The organism is Thiovibrio frasassiensis (genome assembly GCF_029607905.1).
GTDB classification, from domain to species: Bacteria; Desulfobacterota; Desulfobulbia; order Desulfobulbales; family Desulfurivibrionaceae; genus Thiovibrio; species Thiovibrio frasassiensis.
This window is the reverse complement of the sequence record NZ_JAPHEH010000001.1, coordinates 2,507,179-2,522,440: the sequence shown is the minus strand read 5'-3', so window position 1 is coordinate 2,522,440 and position 15,262 is coordinate 2,507,179. Positions and strand designations below refer to the sequence as shown.

Here is a 15,262-nt window from a genome sequence, read left to right as displayed (position 1 = left end):
TCATAGTTTTTTACAATTCCGCCAATACGCGTTATCTAAGAAGAGTTGGGCGAACAGTTTTCGTCTCCCCGGTCCAGGTTTTGCCGTTTTTGGGGAATAAGCCCTTACGTGATTGTCCCGGTCCTGCGTATTTCGTTACGTTTCTAAAACAGTGAGGAACACATGTATGTTGCAGCTCAGTAAGATTGGCCCCAAAACCTATGTCGGGGATCTTCTCGTCTATCTGACCCGCCGGCCCGGCAAGGGGTCTCCTCGCTGTGGCAACGGAACGGTGGATGCAATTATTCGGCAGGTCCATGGGCTTGGGGAATTTTCAGGGAAAGAGGGGGAGCATCTTCTTTTTTATCCGGAGAAAGGCAAGGCGGGCGAGGTGTCTGCAAAGAGGATACTGGTTGTCGGTTTGGGTAAGGAGGCGTTGGATCGTGAGTCGTTTCGCAAGGCCGGAGGCACCATTGCCTCGCTGGCCATGAAAGGCAAGGCGGAGGAATTGTTGCTTGTTCTGCCCGATATCGATTGTGATCCGAGTGAGATGATCGAGGGGCTTTCCGAGGGGATTGTGCTGGGCGCCTACCGCTTCAAAAAATACAAAACTAAAAAGGAGCCGGATGCAGCCGGGGAGTTGTTAGCCAAGGCGGCCTTCTATGGGGCGGACAGTGCCGGGATTGCCAAATCGCTCAAAATGGGGGAAATCTCGGCGCAGTGTGCCTGCAAGGCTCGCGACATGGCCAATGAGCCCGCAAATTACTGGGGGCCAGGGAATTTTTCCGAATACGGACGACAGTTGGCCGCTACCCATGGCATGCGCTGCACGGTGCTGGATCAGGCCCGGATGAAGAAGCTCGCTATGGGCGGGATCCTCGGTGTCAATCAGGGTTCGGCGCTCCCTCCTGAAATGGTGATTCTGGAGTATACCGTAAAGCCAAGTGCGCCGACCCTGCTGCTGGTCGGCAAGGGACTCACCTTTGATTCCGGCGGCATCTCGCTCAAGCCCAGTGCTGGGATGGAAGAGATGAAATACGATATGTGCGGGGGGGCGGCGGTCCTTTGCGCCATGCAGGCGGTTGCCCAAGCAAAACTCAAAGGGTTGAACCTGGTGGCCATTGTCCCGGCTACGGAAAATCTGCCCGGCCCAGCCGCTCTCAAGCCTGGAGATGTGATCACCCAGTACGGCGGCAAAACCGTGGAGGTGGTCAATACCGATGCCGAGGGTCGTCTTCTTCTGGCCGATGCCCTGGCCTACGGGATCAAAAAATACAAGCCCGACATGGTGGTTGACGTAGCAACCCTGACCGGCGCCGTCATTGTCGGCCTTGGCCATCACCGTACCGGCTTGTTGTCCAACGACGATGGTTTATGCGACCGCCTTCTTGCCGCCGGCACGCGCAGTGGCGAACCCCTGTGGCGGTTGCCCCTTGACGCTGAGTATACCAAGCAGCTCAAATCCGAGATCGCCGATCTCAAAAACGTTGGTAAAAAGGATGGCGGAACCATTACCGCCGCCGCCTTTCTCAAGGAATTTGTCGGGGAGACCCCCTGGGCCCATCTCGATATTGCCGGTACAGCCTGGGATTTTACCGAAAAATCGTATGTCCCCAAAGGACCTTCCGGCATAGCGGTGCGCACCCTTTTTGATTTTGTCAGAAACTGGAAGAAATAGGGAAGTGCGGCGGCAAAAAAATATGGCGGTGCCGGCCGGTAATGCTGGCAACTGCAGAGAACAGGTGACTGGGGGACGGGAAGGAAAAAGTGACACGGGAGTTGGGTCCTCCCGTGTCACCTGAGGAAATATTTTAATGCATGGGGGAGTGCGGCATATTCATCTGCATCCCGCCCATGAGCGGTTTGATTGTGTCCATGCTGATGTTCGCATAGGTTTCGATGCTCCCGCCGTTTGCCTTTTGGAATTCTTCCGCGGCGCTCTTGGCAGTAAAAGGGATGAGCTCCTTGCCCATCGGGCCCATCTCCTTGCTGCCGATTACATAGTACGCAGCCTTGCCGTCAATCCAGGTTCCGCTCTTGAAATCCTTCACCCACACAGCTGCCACTTGCTCCGCCTTGCGTTCGGGGGCAAATTTCTGCATGTTGAGAAGAAACCGGAACATGCATTTGCAGCCGTCAAAGGCGGCCATGCTCGCATCCGTAAAGATGATCTGGGACTGCCATTGGGGATAACGTTGGGGAAACATGCCGCAGGCGGCGCAATGCATGGTTTCGCTGATTACCTGTGGGGCGAGGGCTGCGGCCGGTGCCGAGGGGGGAGCGGCAAAGGCCAGGGGGCTTGCCAGCAGCATTGCGCTGATTGACAAAATAATGAGCCAAGGCTTGGCAGGTTTGTTCGTTTGTCTGGGGTGCATGTCCCACTCCTTGTTTGAAGGTTGTGTGGCTATTTGTTGGGAGGATATTTTTGTAGTTTTCGTTGCAGGGTTCTGCGGTGCAGGTCGAGTTTTTTTGCGGCCAGGGAGATGTTCCCCCCGCAGTCGGTGAGCACGCGGTTGATGTGTTCCCATTCGGCCCGGGCCAGGGAAGGGGCGGTGAACTCGTCTTGGTCCACATCCAGGGCCAGTTCCGGGTTTCTGGCAAAGGCGCCGAGAATATCGTCCACATCCGCCGGTTTTGGCAGGTAGTACAGGGCTCCCAGTCGCACCGCCTCCGTAGCCGTGGCGATGCTGCCGTAGCCGGTGAGCACGACCAGCTGCATATCCGGCTTGATCTTCCTGGCTTCGGCAATGAGCTCCAGCCCTGATCTGCCGGGCATTTTCAGGTCAATCACCCCCATGGCCGGCCTCTGTTTGCCAATGACCCGCATGGCCTCATCGAAATCACCGGCAGTGAAAACGGTGAACCCCCGCTGGCTAAAAGCCTTTGCCAGCCGTTCCCGGAACAGCTCTTCATCGTCAACCAAAAGAATCGTCTTATCCATGAAATACCTCCGGCGTACCGGTCTTAATTTGTTGCAGGGCAAAGAAAATAGTTACCGTTGAGCCTTTTCCCGGCTCGGAAATCAACGTCAGTCCCCCGCCAAACCTTTCGGCTATGGTTTTGGCAAGAAAGAGGCCAAGGCCCAACCCCTTGCCCGGCTCCTTGGTGGTAAAAAACGGTTCGGTGGCGCGGGCGGCAATATCAGGGGCCATGCCGGAGCCATTGTCCGTAACCTCAATATAAAGTCGGGTCGCATCCTGTCGGCATTCAACCAAAACAGGCGCGTTCGGGGCGGCATCCAGGGCGTTCTTGATAAGGCCCCGAACAATGCGGCGCAGGGTCCGGAGCGGCATCCTGACCAAGAGCCCCTGTGTTCTGTTGGTATAGTGTACCTGATTTTTGATAGGCTCCGAAAAGCTATTGCGCAGATTTTCCATCAATGCATCAAGGGAAAAATCCGTGAAGGCTTCCCCCATCTGGTCCCCGGCATCAGCGGCGAGATGGAAAAGGATATCCTTGCAACGGCTTACCTGCTCGCGGATCAGAGTGACATCAGCCAGAAGTTCCGGGCATTGTTCAGTCAGATTCTTGTTTTTCAGGGTATGGAACATCTCCCCGGCAGCCACGGCAATGGTCGACAAAGGGGTGGAGAATTCATGGGCAGCTCCGGCGGAGAGAGTGGCAAGGGAGGCCATTCTTTCGCTTTTCGTTTTTTCTTCCTGCAGGTCCGTCAGGGTTTTCTGGTGCCGAGCCAGGGCCTCTTGAATCCGGCTGACAAAGAAAACAATAAAAAAGGCCGTGACGGTGAAGGCGACCCACATGCCCTGGAGATGGATCTTCAGCGGGTCACCGAGACTTGCCGGCATTCCCGGCGCCGGATGACAGGCTTGCTGCTGGCTTCCCTCGGCAGGCAGGAAAAACAGAGACGCATAGCAGCCGGAGGTGAAAAAGGCGAGGCCCCAAGACCAGCCAGGCGGCAGGAGAATGGCACCCAGGGTAATATGTACCAGATAGAGAAAGGTGAAGGGATTCATGGGGCCGCCGGAATAGTAGATAAGCCCGGTGAGCAGAGAAATATCCAGGAACATGACCAGCGCGAAGATCGGGGCGGCAATGGCGGTTTCTTTTCGTTTCAGGAAAGAGAAGAGGAGATTGGATAAGACTTCAAAGGCGAGAATGGAGAAAATAATCCGGTAGGGCAGGGTGATTTTAAGAAAAAACAGGGCAATCAGCACCAGGAGAACCTGGGCCGCCACCGCTCCCCAGCGTAAATGCAACAGCCAGGCGAAGGCGATTCTGGCCGAGGTGTCATTTTTTGCTTCCCCGGAGAAATTACTATTTTGATGAGCACAGTGCACAGAATAGCCCCTATTTTTGCGGGAAACCGCAGGCGTATTTATTGCCGGATTGTAAGCCCACGTTCTTTCTTGGAAAACAACCCATGATGCATACCATTATTTGGCGGGAAGTTGAAGTGCTTCCTTTCTCCCTTGTCAAGTGTGCGACAATTTGACGCATTTCCAATGGGGGACCCTTGTGTTATAGCCTTTTCTATTGCTTTTTTCCCTGGTAAACACTCAGCGGGTTGTACTCTTTTATCTGTTGCTGACCTTTTTTTTGATGTGTTGTGAAATGGTCTTCGCTGAGTGTATATTTTATAATGATATCTTTCTGACCCCCCAAGTGAGGCCATGACCCAATCCACATCGATCAGCATGGCGGAAATCTACCGCTTTCTCGCTCAGTCCATGCGTTATCCCACTTCCGACTGGATGCAGGCCGATTATTTTTCCATACTCGATGCATTTCTTGCCGAGCTTGGCTGGGATGACGAGGCGCAGGCCCTCCGGCAGTCAATTTCCGATAAGACTGATTGGCTTGAACCAATCCAGGTTGAACATACGCGACTCTTTGTGAACGCCATTCCCAAAGTGGTTGCGCCGCCTTACGGTTCGGTTTATCTCAGCGACGACGGCATGCTCTACGGCCCCAGCGCAGAAAAGGCCAAGGCCTTTTACCGGGAGCAGGGCTTTGAGCTGGTGGGTGAATCAGATATTCCCGACCACATCAACTTTGAATTGGAATTTCTGGCGCTTCTTGCCGAAGAAGGCAAAACCCAGGAAGAAGAGCTCTTTCTGCAAAAGCATTTCAGACCATGGTTTCCGAGCTTTCGGGCGCGGGTTTTAGCTGAGGTTCGTCACCCTTACTACAGGGTTTTAGTAAATCTTATTGATTTTTTTATAAGGGAGGAATTGTAAAATGGCTTTGAATCTGACGAGACGTAAATTTCTGCAGACCGCATCCCTTGCGGCAGCCTCGGCAGCAATGTCCGGCTGTTTTGCCAGGCAGGCAAACGCGAGTACGCCGTTTGTCAAGAAACCCTTCACCGCGCCCGGCAGCTTTGCCGGCACCAAGACTGCGGTGGGTGGTGTCTGCGAAATGTGCTTCTGGCGTTGTCAGCTGGTGGGCAAGGTGCGGGACGGCAAGCTGGTGAAGCTTGAAGGCAACCCCAAGAGCATCGACAACGGTCAGAGTATCTGTGCCCGTGGCAACGCCGGTGTCAAGCTGCTCTACGATCCGGATCGTTTGAAATTCCCCATGAAGAACGTCGGCAAGCGTGGCGCCCCTGAATGGAAGCGGATTTCCTGGACCGAGGCTCTTGACGAGTGCGCCACCAAGCTCAAAGCGGTTGTCGACAAGCACGGCCCCCAGGGTATTGCCATTTTTCCCCACGGTTCTTCCGCAAAATACCCGATGACCTTTTTCGAAAATGTAGTCGGCACCCCGAACAATTCCGAGGCTTCATTCTTCCAGTGCCGCGGTATCCGCGACACCGCTTACGTTGCTACCTTGGGTGTTGCTCCCGGTGAGAATGTCGATATGGCCAATGCCAAGGCGATCTTCCTTCTCGGTGGCCATTTTGGTGAGAACGTCCATGTCTCCCATCTGAAGCGCTATTTGAAGGGCCTTGAGAACGGCGCCAAACTGATCGTTGTTGACCCCCGGTTCTCTGCCTCTGTTTCCAAGGCAGACATCTGGGTCAAGATCAAGCCCGGCACCGATACTGCTTTCCTGCTGGCGATCATGAACTACTTGATCAAGGAAGGCAAATACGACAAGAAATATGTTGCCGAACACGGCAAGGGCTTTGATGAGTTTTCCAAGGGCATTGCCCATGCCACCCTCAAATGGGCGGCAAAGACCTGCGACGTGCCAGAGAAGCAGATCAAGCAGGTTGCCGATATGCTGGCCGCCAATGCTCCCAATGTTTCCATCCATCCAGGCCGTCACGTGAGCTGGCACGGTAACGACTTCCAGCGCGAGCGGGCCCTGGCTTGTTTGACCGGTCTTTTGGGTGCCATCGGCGTCAAGGGTGGCTTTGTTGCAGGCAAAGGCCCCAAGACCGGGAAGGCCGGCTGGCCGAAACCCATGGCTGAGCATGCCGAGAAATTTGCCCTCCACAAGATGGCAAAGGTTTACAAGTTTTCTCCTCCGGGCACCCCCACCGACCTGATCCGTAATGCTGCCGTGACCGGCAAGCCTTACGCGATCAAGGGTTTTGTTGCCTGGGGCCAGAATCCCATCCAGACCGTGCCTGATCAGGCGCTGACCATCAAGATGCTGGAGCAGATGGATTTTGTTATGGTTTGTGATGTCATGCCCACCGATATCACCATGTACGCAGACATCCTGCTGCCTGAATCCTCCTATCTGGAACGTTACGATCATATCCAGAAGGGTACCCAGTGGAACTTTGCCGATCCGCATCAGCAGTTTATTTCCGCGCGGATGCCGCTGGTTTCTCCCACCGCTGCCGACCATGAGCGTAAGGAATCTGTCTGGATCATGAACGAGCTGGCGAAGCGCATGGGCTACGGTGAGCATATCAAGGTTAAGTCTGCCGAGGATATGATCAACACCATGTTGAAAGATGCCAACCTGACCATCGAACAGCTGGTCAAGGAGGATGGTATCCATCTTCAGCCCGGTGTGGATCCCTATGGTAAGGCCCTGGATGTGGAATTTCATAGTGCGGAGCTGGCGGAAGCAGGTTATCCGGCCATTCCCACCTATGTCCCGGTTCCCGAGCCGCCCAAGGGCTTTGCCCGTTTGGTATACGGTCGCGCTCCGATGCACACTTTCAACCGGACGCAGAACAATACCTGGCTGCACAATGAGATGCCGATCAATCCGGTATGGCTCAACGACGAGTGCGCCAAGAAGATGGGTCTGAAAGACGGCGACACCATCGAGCTGGTGAACCAGGACGGCGTGAAGTCCAGGACCTCTTCCGTGGTTAAGGTGACCCCGGGCATCCGTAAGGATACCGTGTACACCGCCCATGGTTACGGCACGATGAACAAGGCCATGACCGTTGGCGTTGGCGCAGGCATCGACGACCAGAGCTTGATCACCAAGGTTGCGGTTGATCCTGAAACCGGCGCGCATGGCATGCGGAACAACTTCGTCAAGTTCATCAAAAATGGCAAGGTGCTGAGCATTCCCGCGTAAGCGGCAGTTAGCTAATTGATGATGCCCCAGAGAAATTAACTATTTTGTTTTGGAGGAATTGCCGTGAGTCAATACGGAATGATTATAGATCTTGAGAAATGTGTGGGTTGCCACGCCTGTGCCATTGCTTGCCGGGCAGAGTGGGAGGTTCCCACCGGCAAGGATTCGGCCGAGAGAGAGCGGAGAAGAAACTGGGTAACACGTCTTGGCCCGACCAAGACCCCCAAGGGCCTGGCTTCCACCTATTATCCCGGCCTGTGCAACCACTGCGACAAGCCGGCGTGCGTCGACGTTTGTCCGGCGGATAAGGTAGAGGTTACCTTTACCGATGCGAAGAGCGGCAAGACCAAGAAGATGGAGGTTGCTGCAACCTGGAAGGACCCCTTCAACGGTACGGTCCAGATCGACAAGGAGCGCTGCCTTGGTTGCGGCGCCTGCGCCGATGCCTGCCCGTACAGCGCTCGTTATGTGAATGAGGAAGAGAGCGATCCCAAGGCCGACAAATGCACCTTCTGCGTTGAGCGTGTGGCTGAAGGCCTTGAGCCTGCCTGTGTGCAGACCTGTCTGGCCCGGGCCCGGATATTCGGCGATCTGAACGATCCCAATTCCGAGGTTGCCAAGTATGTGAAAAAAGGCGCGGCTAAACTGGAAAGCGCCAAGGTGAAGATCGGTCCCAATGTCCGTTATTACGGCAACAAAAAGGACATGCATCTGCTGACCACCACCTGCACCCCGCAGGCCATGCCGCAGGCCAATCTGCGCCGGACCATCATGGCCCATATGCTGAAACCGGCCATGGATCAGGTCAAGGGCCTCGGGATGCTTGGGCTGGCAGGGGCGGTTATTGTGAAAGGCTTGAGCGACGACGAGAAGGAATAAGTCGTTTCGCGTTTTTGCTGGTTATGAAAAGCCCCCGGTGCCGAAAGGTGTCGGGGGCTTTTTTTGTTTGTGGGCCTGCATTGAGGGTACCGGGTTCTGTTCCCTCAATGCAGGCTTTATTTGGACTTGGCAAAAACAGACTCGATTTTCAGATACAGAGTCTCGGCGGTGAATGGTTTCACGATGTATTGACTTACCCCTGCCTTGATGGCTTCCAGGATATTCCCTTTTTCCGCCTCAGCGGTAATCATAATGAAGGGAATCTTGGCAAATTCCGGCGTCGCCCGGATTTTTTGCAGCAGTTCAAAGCCGGTCATGATCGGCATCAACCAGTCGCAGACGATCAGGTCGATCGGGGTCTCTTTCAACACCGCAAGCGCCTCAAGGCCGTTGGCCGCTTCCAGGATGTTATTATGACTCTCGTAGCCCAAATCATGGAACATGTTTCGGATAACCATTCTTGGGAATTCGAGGTCATCGACAATGAGAATTTTCAGCTTTCTCTTGCTGGTGCTGTTTTGTTTTTTCATCTTCAATTCGTTACGTTTACACGGCAGAGGAAATTCAGCCTAGCAGGTTTGCTCATTGCATTGTGAAAATGAGGCTCCGTTTCCTATTTCATACGTTATTTAAGTTACATAACTTGCCAGCGTCCCTGTAGTCCCCCTTGGGAATTCAAGATCGTCGACAATGAGAATTTTTAGCTTTCTTTTGGTGGTGTTGTTTTGTTTTTTCATCTTCAATTCGTTACATTTACGCGGCAGAGGAAATTCAGCCTGGCAGGCTTGCTCGTTTTATTGTGAAAATTGGGCTCTGTCCCTATTTTATACGTATTAAGTTACATAACTTACCAGCGTCCCTATTGGTTTCACTGCGGATTGATTACGGATTGATTAGTTGTGCTCCGCCTGTCGAAGAGGGTTTTCTCGTCTCAATAATTAAGTAAAGTGTCCCCAGAATTTTAGTTCGGCTCTTTCTATTACTTGGAATTTATCTTTGCCTTGGTTTTTTTAAGAGCAGATGTGTAGTGATTTGACAAAAGCTCCACATAAGATTCCAAATGGCTTGAGTTAACGAGGTCGCACCACCACTCAGGCCAATCGTTATATCCGTGCAACCCAAAACGCGCCCAGCCGATTTCCGTAGGCGCGTTTTTTTCGATGGACCACAAACTTGCATCGGTAACGACAACCGGATGAATAATGTCAACAAATTGAACTTGTGAGCACATCCAGTCAAATGTTTCATCAATGTAGTCATTCCCCTTGAACTTCTCGTTCTCCCTCCCAGCAAGAATCCAACCAATGTGGTACTGATAGATGGACTCAGCAATACTCTTTACGGCAGAATTAAGGTTTTGACTTGCTCTCCAAAATACCGAATTTTCTAGCTCCTTTTCTCCACCAATGTTCGTTTCACGAAAGGATGTGAAAACAAGCTCTTTTGGTGGGGCTAGCATTAAAGAATGTAGCCTAGCCCTATCTTTAGGCCAGGCGAATTCATGCATGCCAGCAATGAGCGAATCCACTGCCCCTTCCTGCAACCCACTCGCCTGAAGGTCTTTTCTGAGCCTGACATACTCATTCCCCGACTCCGCTAGACATATATTGTTTCGATAACTAGAGCTCCATTCTTCCCCCGTGGTTGGAGAGACGATGATGTGATACTCCTTCATCGTTTTAACCTCTACTGGAACCCTAAGTCGTGCATATTGGGTGCCAAATTTCGTTTTTTTAGTCCAAATCTGACTGGCCAAGACATCAATTTCTCGGTGTTTTCCAGAATCTACGTCCTGATAGTAGACTCCGTGCTGCGCTTTCCATCCGTAGTTGCGAAAAATTACAGATGCATCTCTTTCTTTTAAAAAGCTTCGAAAGGCACCACTTGAAAATATTCTTTTCTTTAATTCGTCCATGATCAAACCTTAGCTGCTTATAGTTTTCTGGGGACATAATATCTATTTATTGAGTCGTTTTTTTCGGAATTCCGGGGACATAGTGTAATTCCGGGGACATAATACTTATTTCCCGAAAAGATTGGGAAAATTTCAGAGAAAGGCGCGATAGTCGCAGCCAAGGGCACGGGCCATCTTCTTGGCGTTTTCTTTGCCGATGGTTCGCTTGCCGTTCTCCATTTCGGAAATATGCCGCCTTGGTATCCCCGTCAGTTTGGCAAGCTGCTCCTGGCTGAGGCTGTTTCGGTGGCGAATACCCTTGAGATAGACCCCGCCAGGATTGCTATCAAGCTCCGGGTTGAGCATGGAAGCGGGGATGCTTTCCGCTTCTTCCGCTACACCCGTTTCACGGGCCAGCTTGCGCAGGCGCTCGATTGCCGCCGGTGGCCCGACAAAGCGGACGCTTTCAGTATGGTGCTTTTTCGTGCGTACCAACATAAATGAACTCCACGAGTCGAATTTCGCCGTCTTTTTCTTGCCAGACCGCAACATAAGTAGGGTGGCCCTTTTTCAGATGACAGTGGTGGACCCCATCCCCCAATCTGAAGAAAACTAGGAAGAAAAATAGGGACGCCTCCCTATTTTTTGTTCTCTTTCTGTATTTGTCTATCGCCGCATCGAGCGGCTCCGGCCACGGTCTAAATTGCTATGCCTGACAAATCTTGTTACCAGAATACCAACCTGTAGGCAATCCCGAAAAAATACGGGGTATTAAGAGGATGCGGCAGGGCGATAACGGGTGCAACCAACACAATGAGGCCCGTCCTGTTTGACAAAATCGTCCGGGAAGGGTAGTCATATCGCAAAGTCCTTGGTGTATCTCCCACAAGAACAGCGCCAAATTGCGGTGATCATGCCCCCATTTGATTTCAAAGAATTTCTCCCCACCGTTCCCTTGCAGCCCGGCGTCTATCTGATGAAGAGCCGGGCGGGCGAGGTGCTTTATGTGGGCAAGGCCAGGGAGCTGCGCAAGCGGCTCTCCTCTTATGGTCGCATCGATCAGACCCAGCACGGCAAAACCGCGATGCTGCTCTCCCAGGTGCGCTTAATTGAGACCATCGTCACCAATACGGAAAAAGAGGCCCTGATCCTTGAATCCTCGCTGATCAAGCAGCACCGGCCCAAGTACAATGTCATTCTCCGCGACGACAAAAGCTACCCGCTCCTCAAGGTGACGGTGCAGGAGCAGTGGCCCAGGCTGGTGATGACTCGGCGGCGTGTCAAGGACGGGGCCCGGTATTTCGGCCCCTTTTCCTCCCCCTCGGCCATGTGGGAGACCATCCGCTACCTCAACTCGCTCTTTCCCCTGCGCCGTTGCAAGGAAAAGAGCCTCAAGCCCAAGTCCCGGCCCTGCCTCAACCACCAGATGGGCCGTTGTCTTGCCCCCTGTGCGGACAAGGTCAGCCGCGAGGAGTACCGGGAGCTGGTCAACAATGTGCTCCTGGTGCTGGAGGGGAAGAACCAGCAACTGGTCAAGGAGCTCTCCAGAAAGATGGCGCTGGCTGCGGAAGCCCTGCGTTTTGAGGAGGCGGCTCAGTTGCGGGACCGGATCAATTCCTTGAACAAGACCCTGGAAAAGCAGCAGGTGGTGGCGGCGCACACCAGGGATCAGGATGTGCTGGGCTTTGCCCGCCAGGACGCTTCCGTGGCCGTGGCCTTGCTCTTTATCCGCAAGGGGGTGATCACCGGCCAGCAATCCTTCTTCCTTGCCGAGCCGGTGGGCACGGACCCCGAGGTGCTGACCGAGGTGCTTTCCCGGTTTTACGGCGAGGAGGGGCGCTATCTTCCCCAGGAGATTCTGCTGCCCTTTGCGGGCACCGATGATCCTTTGCTGGCGGAATGGCTGAGCGAAGAGAAGGGCACCACCGTGACCATTGCCTGCCCGCAGCGGGGCGACAGGGTGCGGCTGTTGGAGATGGCCGCCACCAATGCCCAACAGGTCTTGGTGGCGAGAAAAACCCGGCAGACCTCCTGGCAGGCTTTGGCCGAGGGGGTGCAAAAAGCCCTCGGCCTGGCAAGGCTGCCGGAACGGATCGAGTGCCTGGATATCTCCAATCTGGGCGGCCAGCAGGCAGTGGGCTCTCTGGTCTGTTTTGTTGCTGGAGAGATGGCCAAGCATCGTTACCGCCATTATGGAATCCATACGGTGGCAGGGCCGGATGATTACGCCATGATGGGAGAGGTGTTGAGACGGCGTTTTGCCAAGGGGCTCGCGGAAAATGATCTGCCCGATCTCCTTCTGGTTGACGGCGGCAAGGGCCAACTCGGCGTGGCCCTCCAGGCCTTGGCGGATGCTGGTATTGCCGGTACGCTTGAGCTTGCCGGTATTGCCAAGGAGAAAGCAGGGGAGGGGGAAAAACTCTACCGGCCAGGGCGGAAAAATCCGCTGCTTTTGAACAACCATTCCCCGGTACTTCTCTATCTCATGCGGATCAGGGATGAAGCGCATCGCTACGGCATAACCTTGCACCGGAAATTGCGGGCCAAGGAGAGTCTGACCTCTTCCCTTGAGCAGATTCCCGGAGTGGGCAAGGGGCGCAGGGAGTTGTTGCTGCGGGAGCTCGGCAGTATGCATCGTCTTGCCCGGGCAAGTGTTGCGGAAATCGCGGCGGTGCCCGGGATAGGCTCGGCACTGGCTGCCCAGATCTGGCACGCCCTGCATGCTGAGGATGGTTCTGCTTTGGTAGGGGAGGGTGGGGAAGAATAAGCCGAAAGGGTCCAGCTGAAGGGGGTAAGGCAGAAGATCGCGGATTATTGTTGCTTTTTGCACCCTGAAAAACTAAATTACCTAGTTCCGTAATGGAGAGCTTTCGCGCTGTTTGTAGCGGCTGCCCTTGCTGGATGAACGATGAACTTGGATGGCGAGTGTGTGCGGGTTGTTTGGCCGACACACGATCCGCCTCTTTTGCTTTGATTGCCTGGAGACGAGACTATGTGGGAATATACGGATAAGGTTCGGGATCATTTCATGAATCCCCGGAATGTGGGCGAGATTGAGAATGCGGACGGGATCGGCGAGGTCGGCTCTCTTGCCTGCGGCGATGCCTTGACCCTCTACTTTAAACTGGACGAAACCGAACGGATTATCGATGCCAAGTTCAAAACCTTTGGCTGTGCCAGTGCCATTGCCTCTTCTTCCGCCCTCACCGAGATGATCAAGGGGCTCCCCCTTGTGGAGGCGGAAAAGATTACCAACGAGGATATCGCCGAGTATCTTGGCGGTCTGCCTAAAGAGAAGATGCACTGCTCGGTCATGGGCCGTGAGGCGCTGGAAGCGGCAATTGCCTACTACCGCGGAATCCCTCTCCCCATGGCGGAAGGGGAGGTGGTCTGCGAATGCTTCGGGGTCACGGATCTTGAGGTGAAGCGGGCAATTGCCGAGAGCAATCTGCGTTCGGTTGAGGAGATCACCAATTTCACCAAGGCCGGCGGCGGCTGCGGCAAGTGCCATGATCGTTTGGAAGAACTTCTCCGCGAGGCCCGGCATGAGGTGCAGCAAATCATCCCGGACAAACGCCCGACCCGCTTGACCAATATCCAGAAGATCAAGCTCATCGAGGAGGTTCTCGAGCGCGAAGTGCGGCCGACCCTGCGCAAGGATGGCGGCGATATCGAGCTGATCGATGTGGATGGCGATTTTGTCATTGTTTCCCTGCGCGGGGCCTGCGGTTCCTGCAAAAAATCGCAGACCACTCTCAAGGAGTATGTGGAAAAGAAGCTGCGCGAACAGGTGTTGGATACCCTGATCGTTGAGGAGGGTAAATAATGAACGCTCCTGTCTATATGGACAATAACGCCACCACCCGGGTTGCTCCGGAGGTAGTCGAGGTCATGCTCCCCTATTATTCCGATCTGTACGGCAATCCTTCCAGCATGCACACCTTCGGCGGTCAGGTAGGCCGCGCCGTTGAGGAGGCGCGGGGGAAAATCGCCTCGCTCCTTGGCGCCCGGCCCGACGAGCTTATCTTTACCAGTTGCGGCACGGAGTCCGACTCCACCGCCATCCTCTCAGCCTTGCAGTCTTTCCCGGAAAAACGGCATATCGTTACCACCCGGGTCGAACATCCGGCGGTAAAAAACCTTTGTGAGAGCTTGGATAAACTCACCGGTCATAAGCATAAGATAACCCAGTTGCCGGTGAACAGCGACGGCACCCTGGATCTGGGGCTCTACGAAGAGAGCTTGACGGATGAAACCGCCATTGTCAGCGCCATGTGGGCAAACAACGAGACCGGGGTCATCTTTCCCATAAAAGAGATGGCGGAGATCGCTAAGAGTCGGGGCATCTTGTTTCACACCGATGCGGTGCAGGCGGTGGGAAAAATTCCCATCAACCTGTCACAAGTACCGATTGATTTCCTCTCGCTTTCCGGGCATAAATTACATGCTCCAAAGGGAATAGGGGTTCTCTATGTTCGTAAGGGTACGCCTTTTGTCCCCTTTATTATCGGCGGGCATCAGGAACACGGGCGTCGGGGGGGCACGGAAAACGTGGCCGCCATCGTCGGTTTGGGCAAGGCCTGTGAGATGGCGGCCAACCAGATGCAGGAAGAAAACACCCGGGTGAAGGCGCTGCGGGACAAGCTGGAGGATGGCTTGCTGGCCTCCATTCCAAGCTCGCTGCTCAATGGACACAAGACCCTGCGTCTGCCCAATACGACCAATATCAGTTTTGAGTATGTGGAGGGAGAGGCGATACTCCTGCATCTCGACCGCTTTGGGATCTGCGCTTCCTCCGGTTCCGCATGCACCTCCGGTTCCCTTGAGCCGTCGCATGTCATGCGGGCCATGGGCGTGCCTTTTACCGCGGCGCACGGCTCGATTCGCTTGAGTCTCAGCGTGTACAACACCGAGGCCGAGGTTGATTTTGTGTTGGAAAAATTGCCCCCGGTCATTGCCCAGCTCCGCGAGATGTCGCCGTTTTGGCAGAGCGAACACAAGGGCAAAGTCGGCTCCAGCCAGTGCAAGTGCAGTTGCTCCTAATAGAAACGTGATAAG

Annotated in this window: 13 protein-coding genes and 1 pseudogene; 7 read left to right on the top strand and 7 right to left on the bottom strand. The window is 54.2% G+C overall.

Annotation, left to right across the window (positions count from 1 at the left end; translation table 11 throughout):
* Positions 1-166: 166 nt before the first annotated feature.
* Complete coding sequence (locus tag OLX77_RS11770; RefSeq protein WP_307633800.1) at positions 167-1,657, top strand: leucyl aminopeptidase; 1,491 nt, start codon at positions 167-169, stop codon at positions 1,655-1,657.
* Between the two features lie 133 nt (positions 1,658-1,790).
* Here OLX77_RS11770 and OLX77_RS11765 read toward each other — a convergent pair whose 3' ends face one another.
* From OLX77_RS11765 to OLX77_RS11755, 3 genes are read right to left on the bottom strand one after another with little or no spacing between them, the layout of a single operon-like run.
* Positions 1,791-2,354, bottom strand: a complete 564-nt coding sequence (locus OLX77_RS11765) for a nitrous oxide reductase accessory protein NosL (RefSeq protein ID WP_307633799.1) — start codon at positions 2,352-2,354, stop codon at positions 1,791-1,793.
* Positions 2,355-2,383: 29 nt separating this feature from the next.
* Complete coding sequence (locus OLX77_RS11760) at positions 2,384-2,920, bottom strand: response regulator transcription factor (RefSeq protein WP_307633798.1); 537 nt, start codon at positions 2,918-2,920, stop codon at positions 2,384-2,386.
* Positions 2,913-4,277, bottom strand: coding sequence for an ATP-binding protein (locus tag OLX77_RS11755; RefSeq protein WP_307633797.1), 1,365 nt, complete (start codon positions 4,275-4,277; stop codon positions 2,913-2,915). The genes OLX77_RS11760 and OLX77_RS11755 overlap by 8 nt, the downstream gene beginning before the upstream one ends.
* 357 nt (positions 4,278-4,634) lie before the next feature.
* On the opposite strand from OLX77_RS11755, the gene OLX77_RS11750 reads away from it, so the two are divergent.
* From OLX77_RS11750 to OLX77_RS11740, 3 genes are all read left to right on the top strand, one after another.
* Positions 4,635-5,177 carry a TorD/DmsD family molecular chaperone gene (locus OLX77_RS11750; protein ID WP_307633796.1) on the top strand — a complete coding sequence of 181 codons (543 nt, stop codon included), beginning with the start codon at positions 4,635-4,637 and terminating at the stop codon, positions 5,175-5,177.
* 1 nt (position 5,178) lies between these two features.
* Entirely contained in the window at positions 5,179-7,431 is a 2,253-nt protein-coding gene (locus tag OLX77_RS11745) for a molybdopterin-containing oxidoreductase family protein (protein ID WP_307633795.1), read from the top strand.
* A gap of 63 nt (positions 7,432-7,494) precedes the next feature.
* Entirely contained in the window at positions 7,495-8,310 is an 816-nt protein-coding gene (locus OLX77_RS11740) for a 4Fe-4S dicluster domain-containing protein (RefSeq protein ID WP_307633794.1), read from the top strand.
* 116 nt (positions 8,311-8,426) lie between these two features.
* Here the strand turns inward: OLX77_RS11740 and OLX77_RS11735 are convergent, their stop codons facing one another.
* The 4 genes and pseudogenes from OLX77_RS11735 to OLX77_RS13280 form a co-directional block, all read right to left on the bottom strand.
* The gene (locus tag OLX77_RS11735; protein ID WP_307633793.1) at positions 8,427-8,840 is read right to left on the bottom strand and encodes a response regulator; all 414 of its coding nucleotides are present in this window, start codon (positions 8,838-8,840) and stop codon (positions 8,427-8,429) included.
* Positions 8,841-9,289: 449 nt separating this feature from the next.
* The gene (locus tag OLX77_RS11730) at positions 9,290-10,225 is read right to left on the bottom strand and encodes a hypothetical protein (protein ID WP_307633792.1); all 936 of its coding nucleotides are present in this window, start codon (positions 10,223-10,225) and stop codon (positions 9,290-9,292) included.
* 132 nt (positions 10,226-10,357) lie between these two features.
* Complete coding sequence (locus OLX77_RS11725) at positions 10,358-10,702, bottom strand: helix-turn-helix domain-containing protein (RefSeq protein ID WP_307633791.1); 345 nt, start codon at positions 10,700-10,702, stop codon at positions 10,358-10,360.
* Positions 10,671-10,805: pseudogene (locus OLX77_RS13280) on the bottom strand (cytotoxic translational repressor of toxin-antitoxin stability system); the annotation flags it as partial. The pseudogene OLX77_RS13280 and the gene OLX77_RS11725, both read right to left, overlap by 32 nt.
* Before the next feature lie 312 nt (positions 10,806-11,117).
* Here OLX77_RS13280 and uvrC point away from each other — a divergent pair.
* The 3 genes from uvrC (at position 11,118) to nifS (ending at position 15,247) form a co-directional block, all read left to right on the top strand.
* Positions 11,118-12,971 carry an excinuclease ABC subunit UvrC gene (gene uvrC, locus OLX77_RS11720; RefSeq protein WP_307633790.1) on the top strand — a complete coding sequence of 618 codons (1,854 nt, stop codon included), beginning with the start codon at positions 11,118-11,120 and terminating at the stop codon, positions 12,969-12,971.
* 225 nt (positions 12,972-13,196) lie between these two features.
* Positions 13,197-14,030: a Fe-S cluster assembly protein NifU gene (gene nifU, locus OLX77_RS11715; protein WP_307633789.1), complete on the top strand. Its 834-nt coding sequence runs from the start codon at positions 13,197-13,199 to the stop codon at positions 14,028-14,030.
* The gene (gene nifS / locus OLX77_RS11710; RefSeq protein WP_307633788.1) at positions 14,030-15,247 is read left to right on the top strand and encodes a cysteine desulfurase NifS; all 1,218 of its coding nucleotides are present in this window, start codon (positions 14,030-14,032) and stop codon (positions 15,245-15,247) included. Before nifU ends, nifS begins: the two co-directional genes overlap by 1 nt.
* Positions 15,248-15,262: the final 15 nt, after the last annotated feature.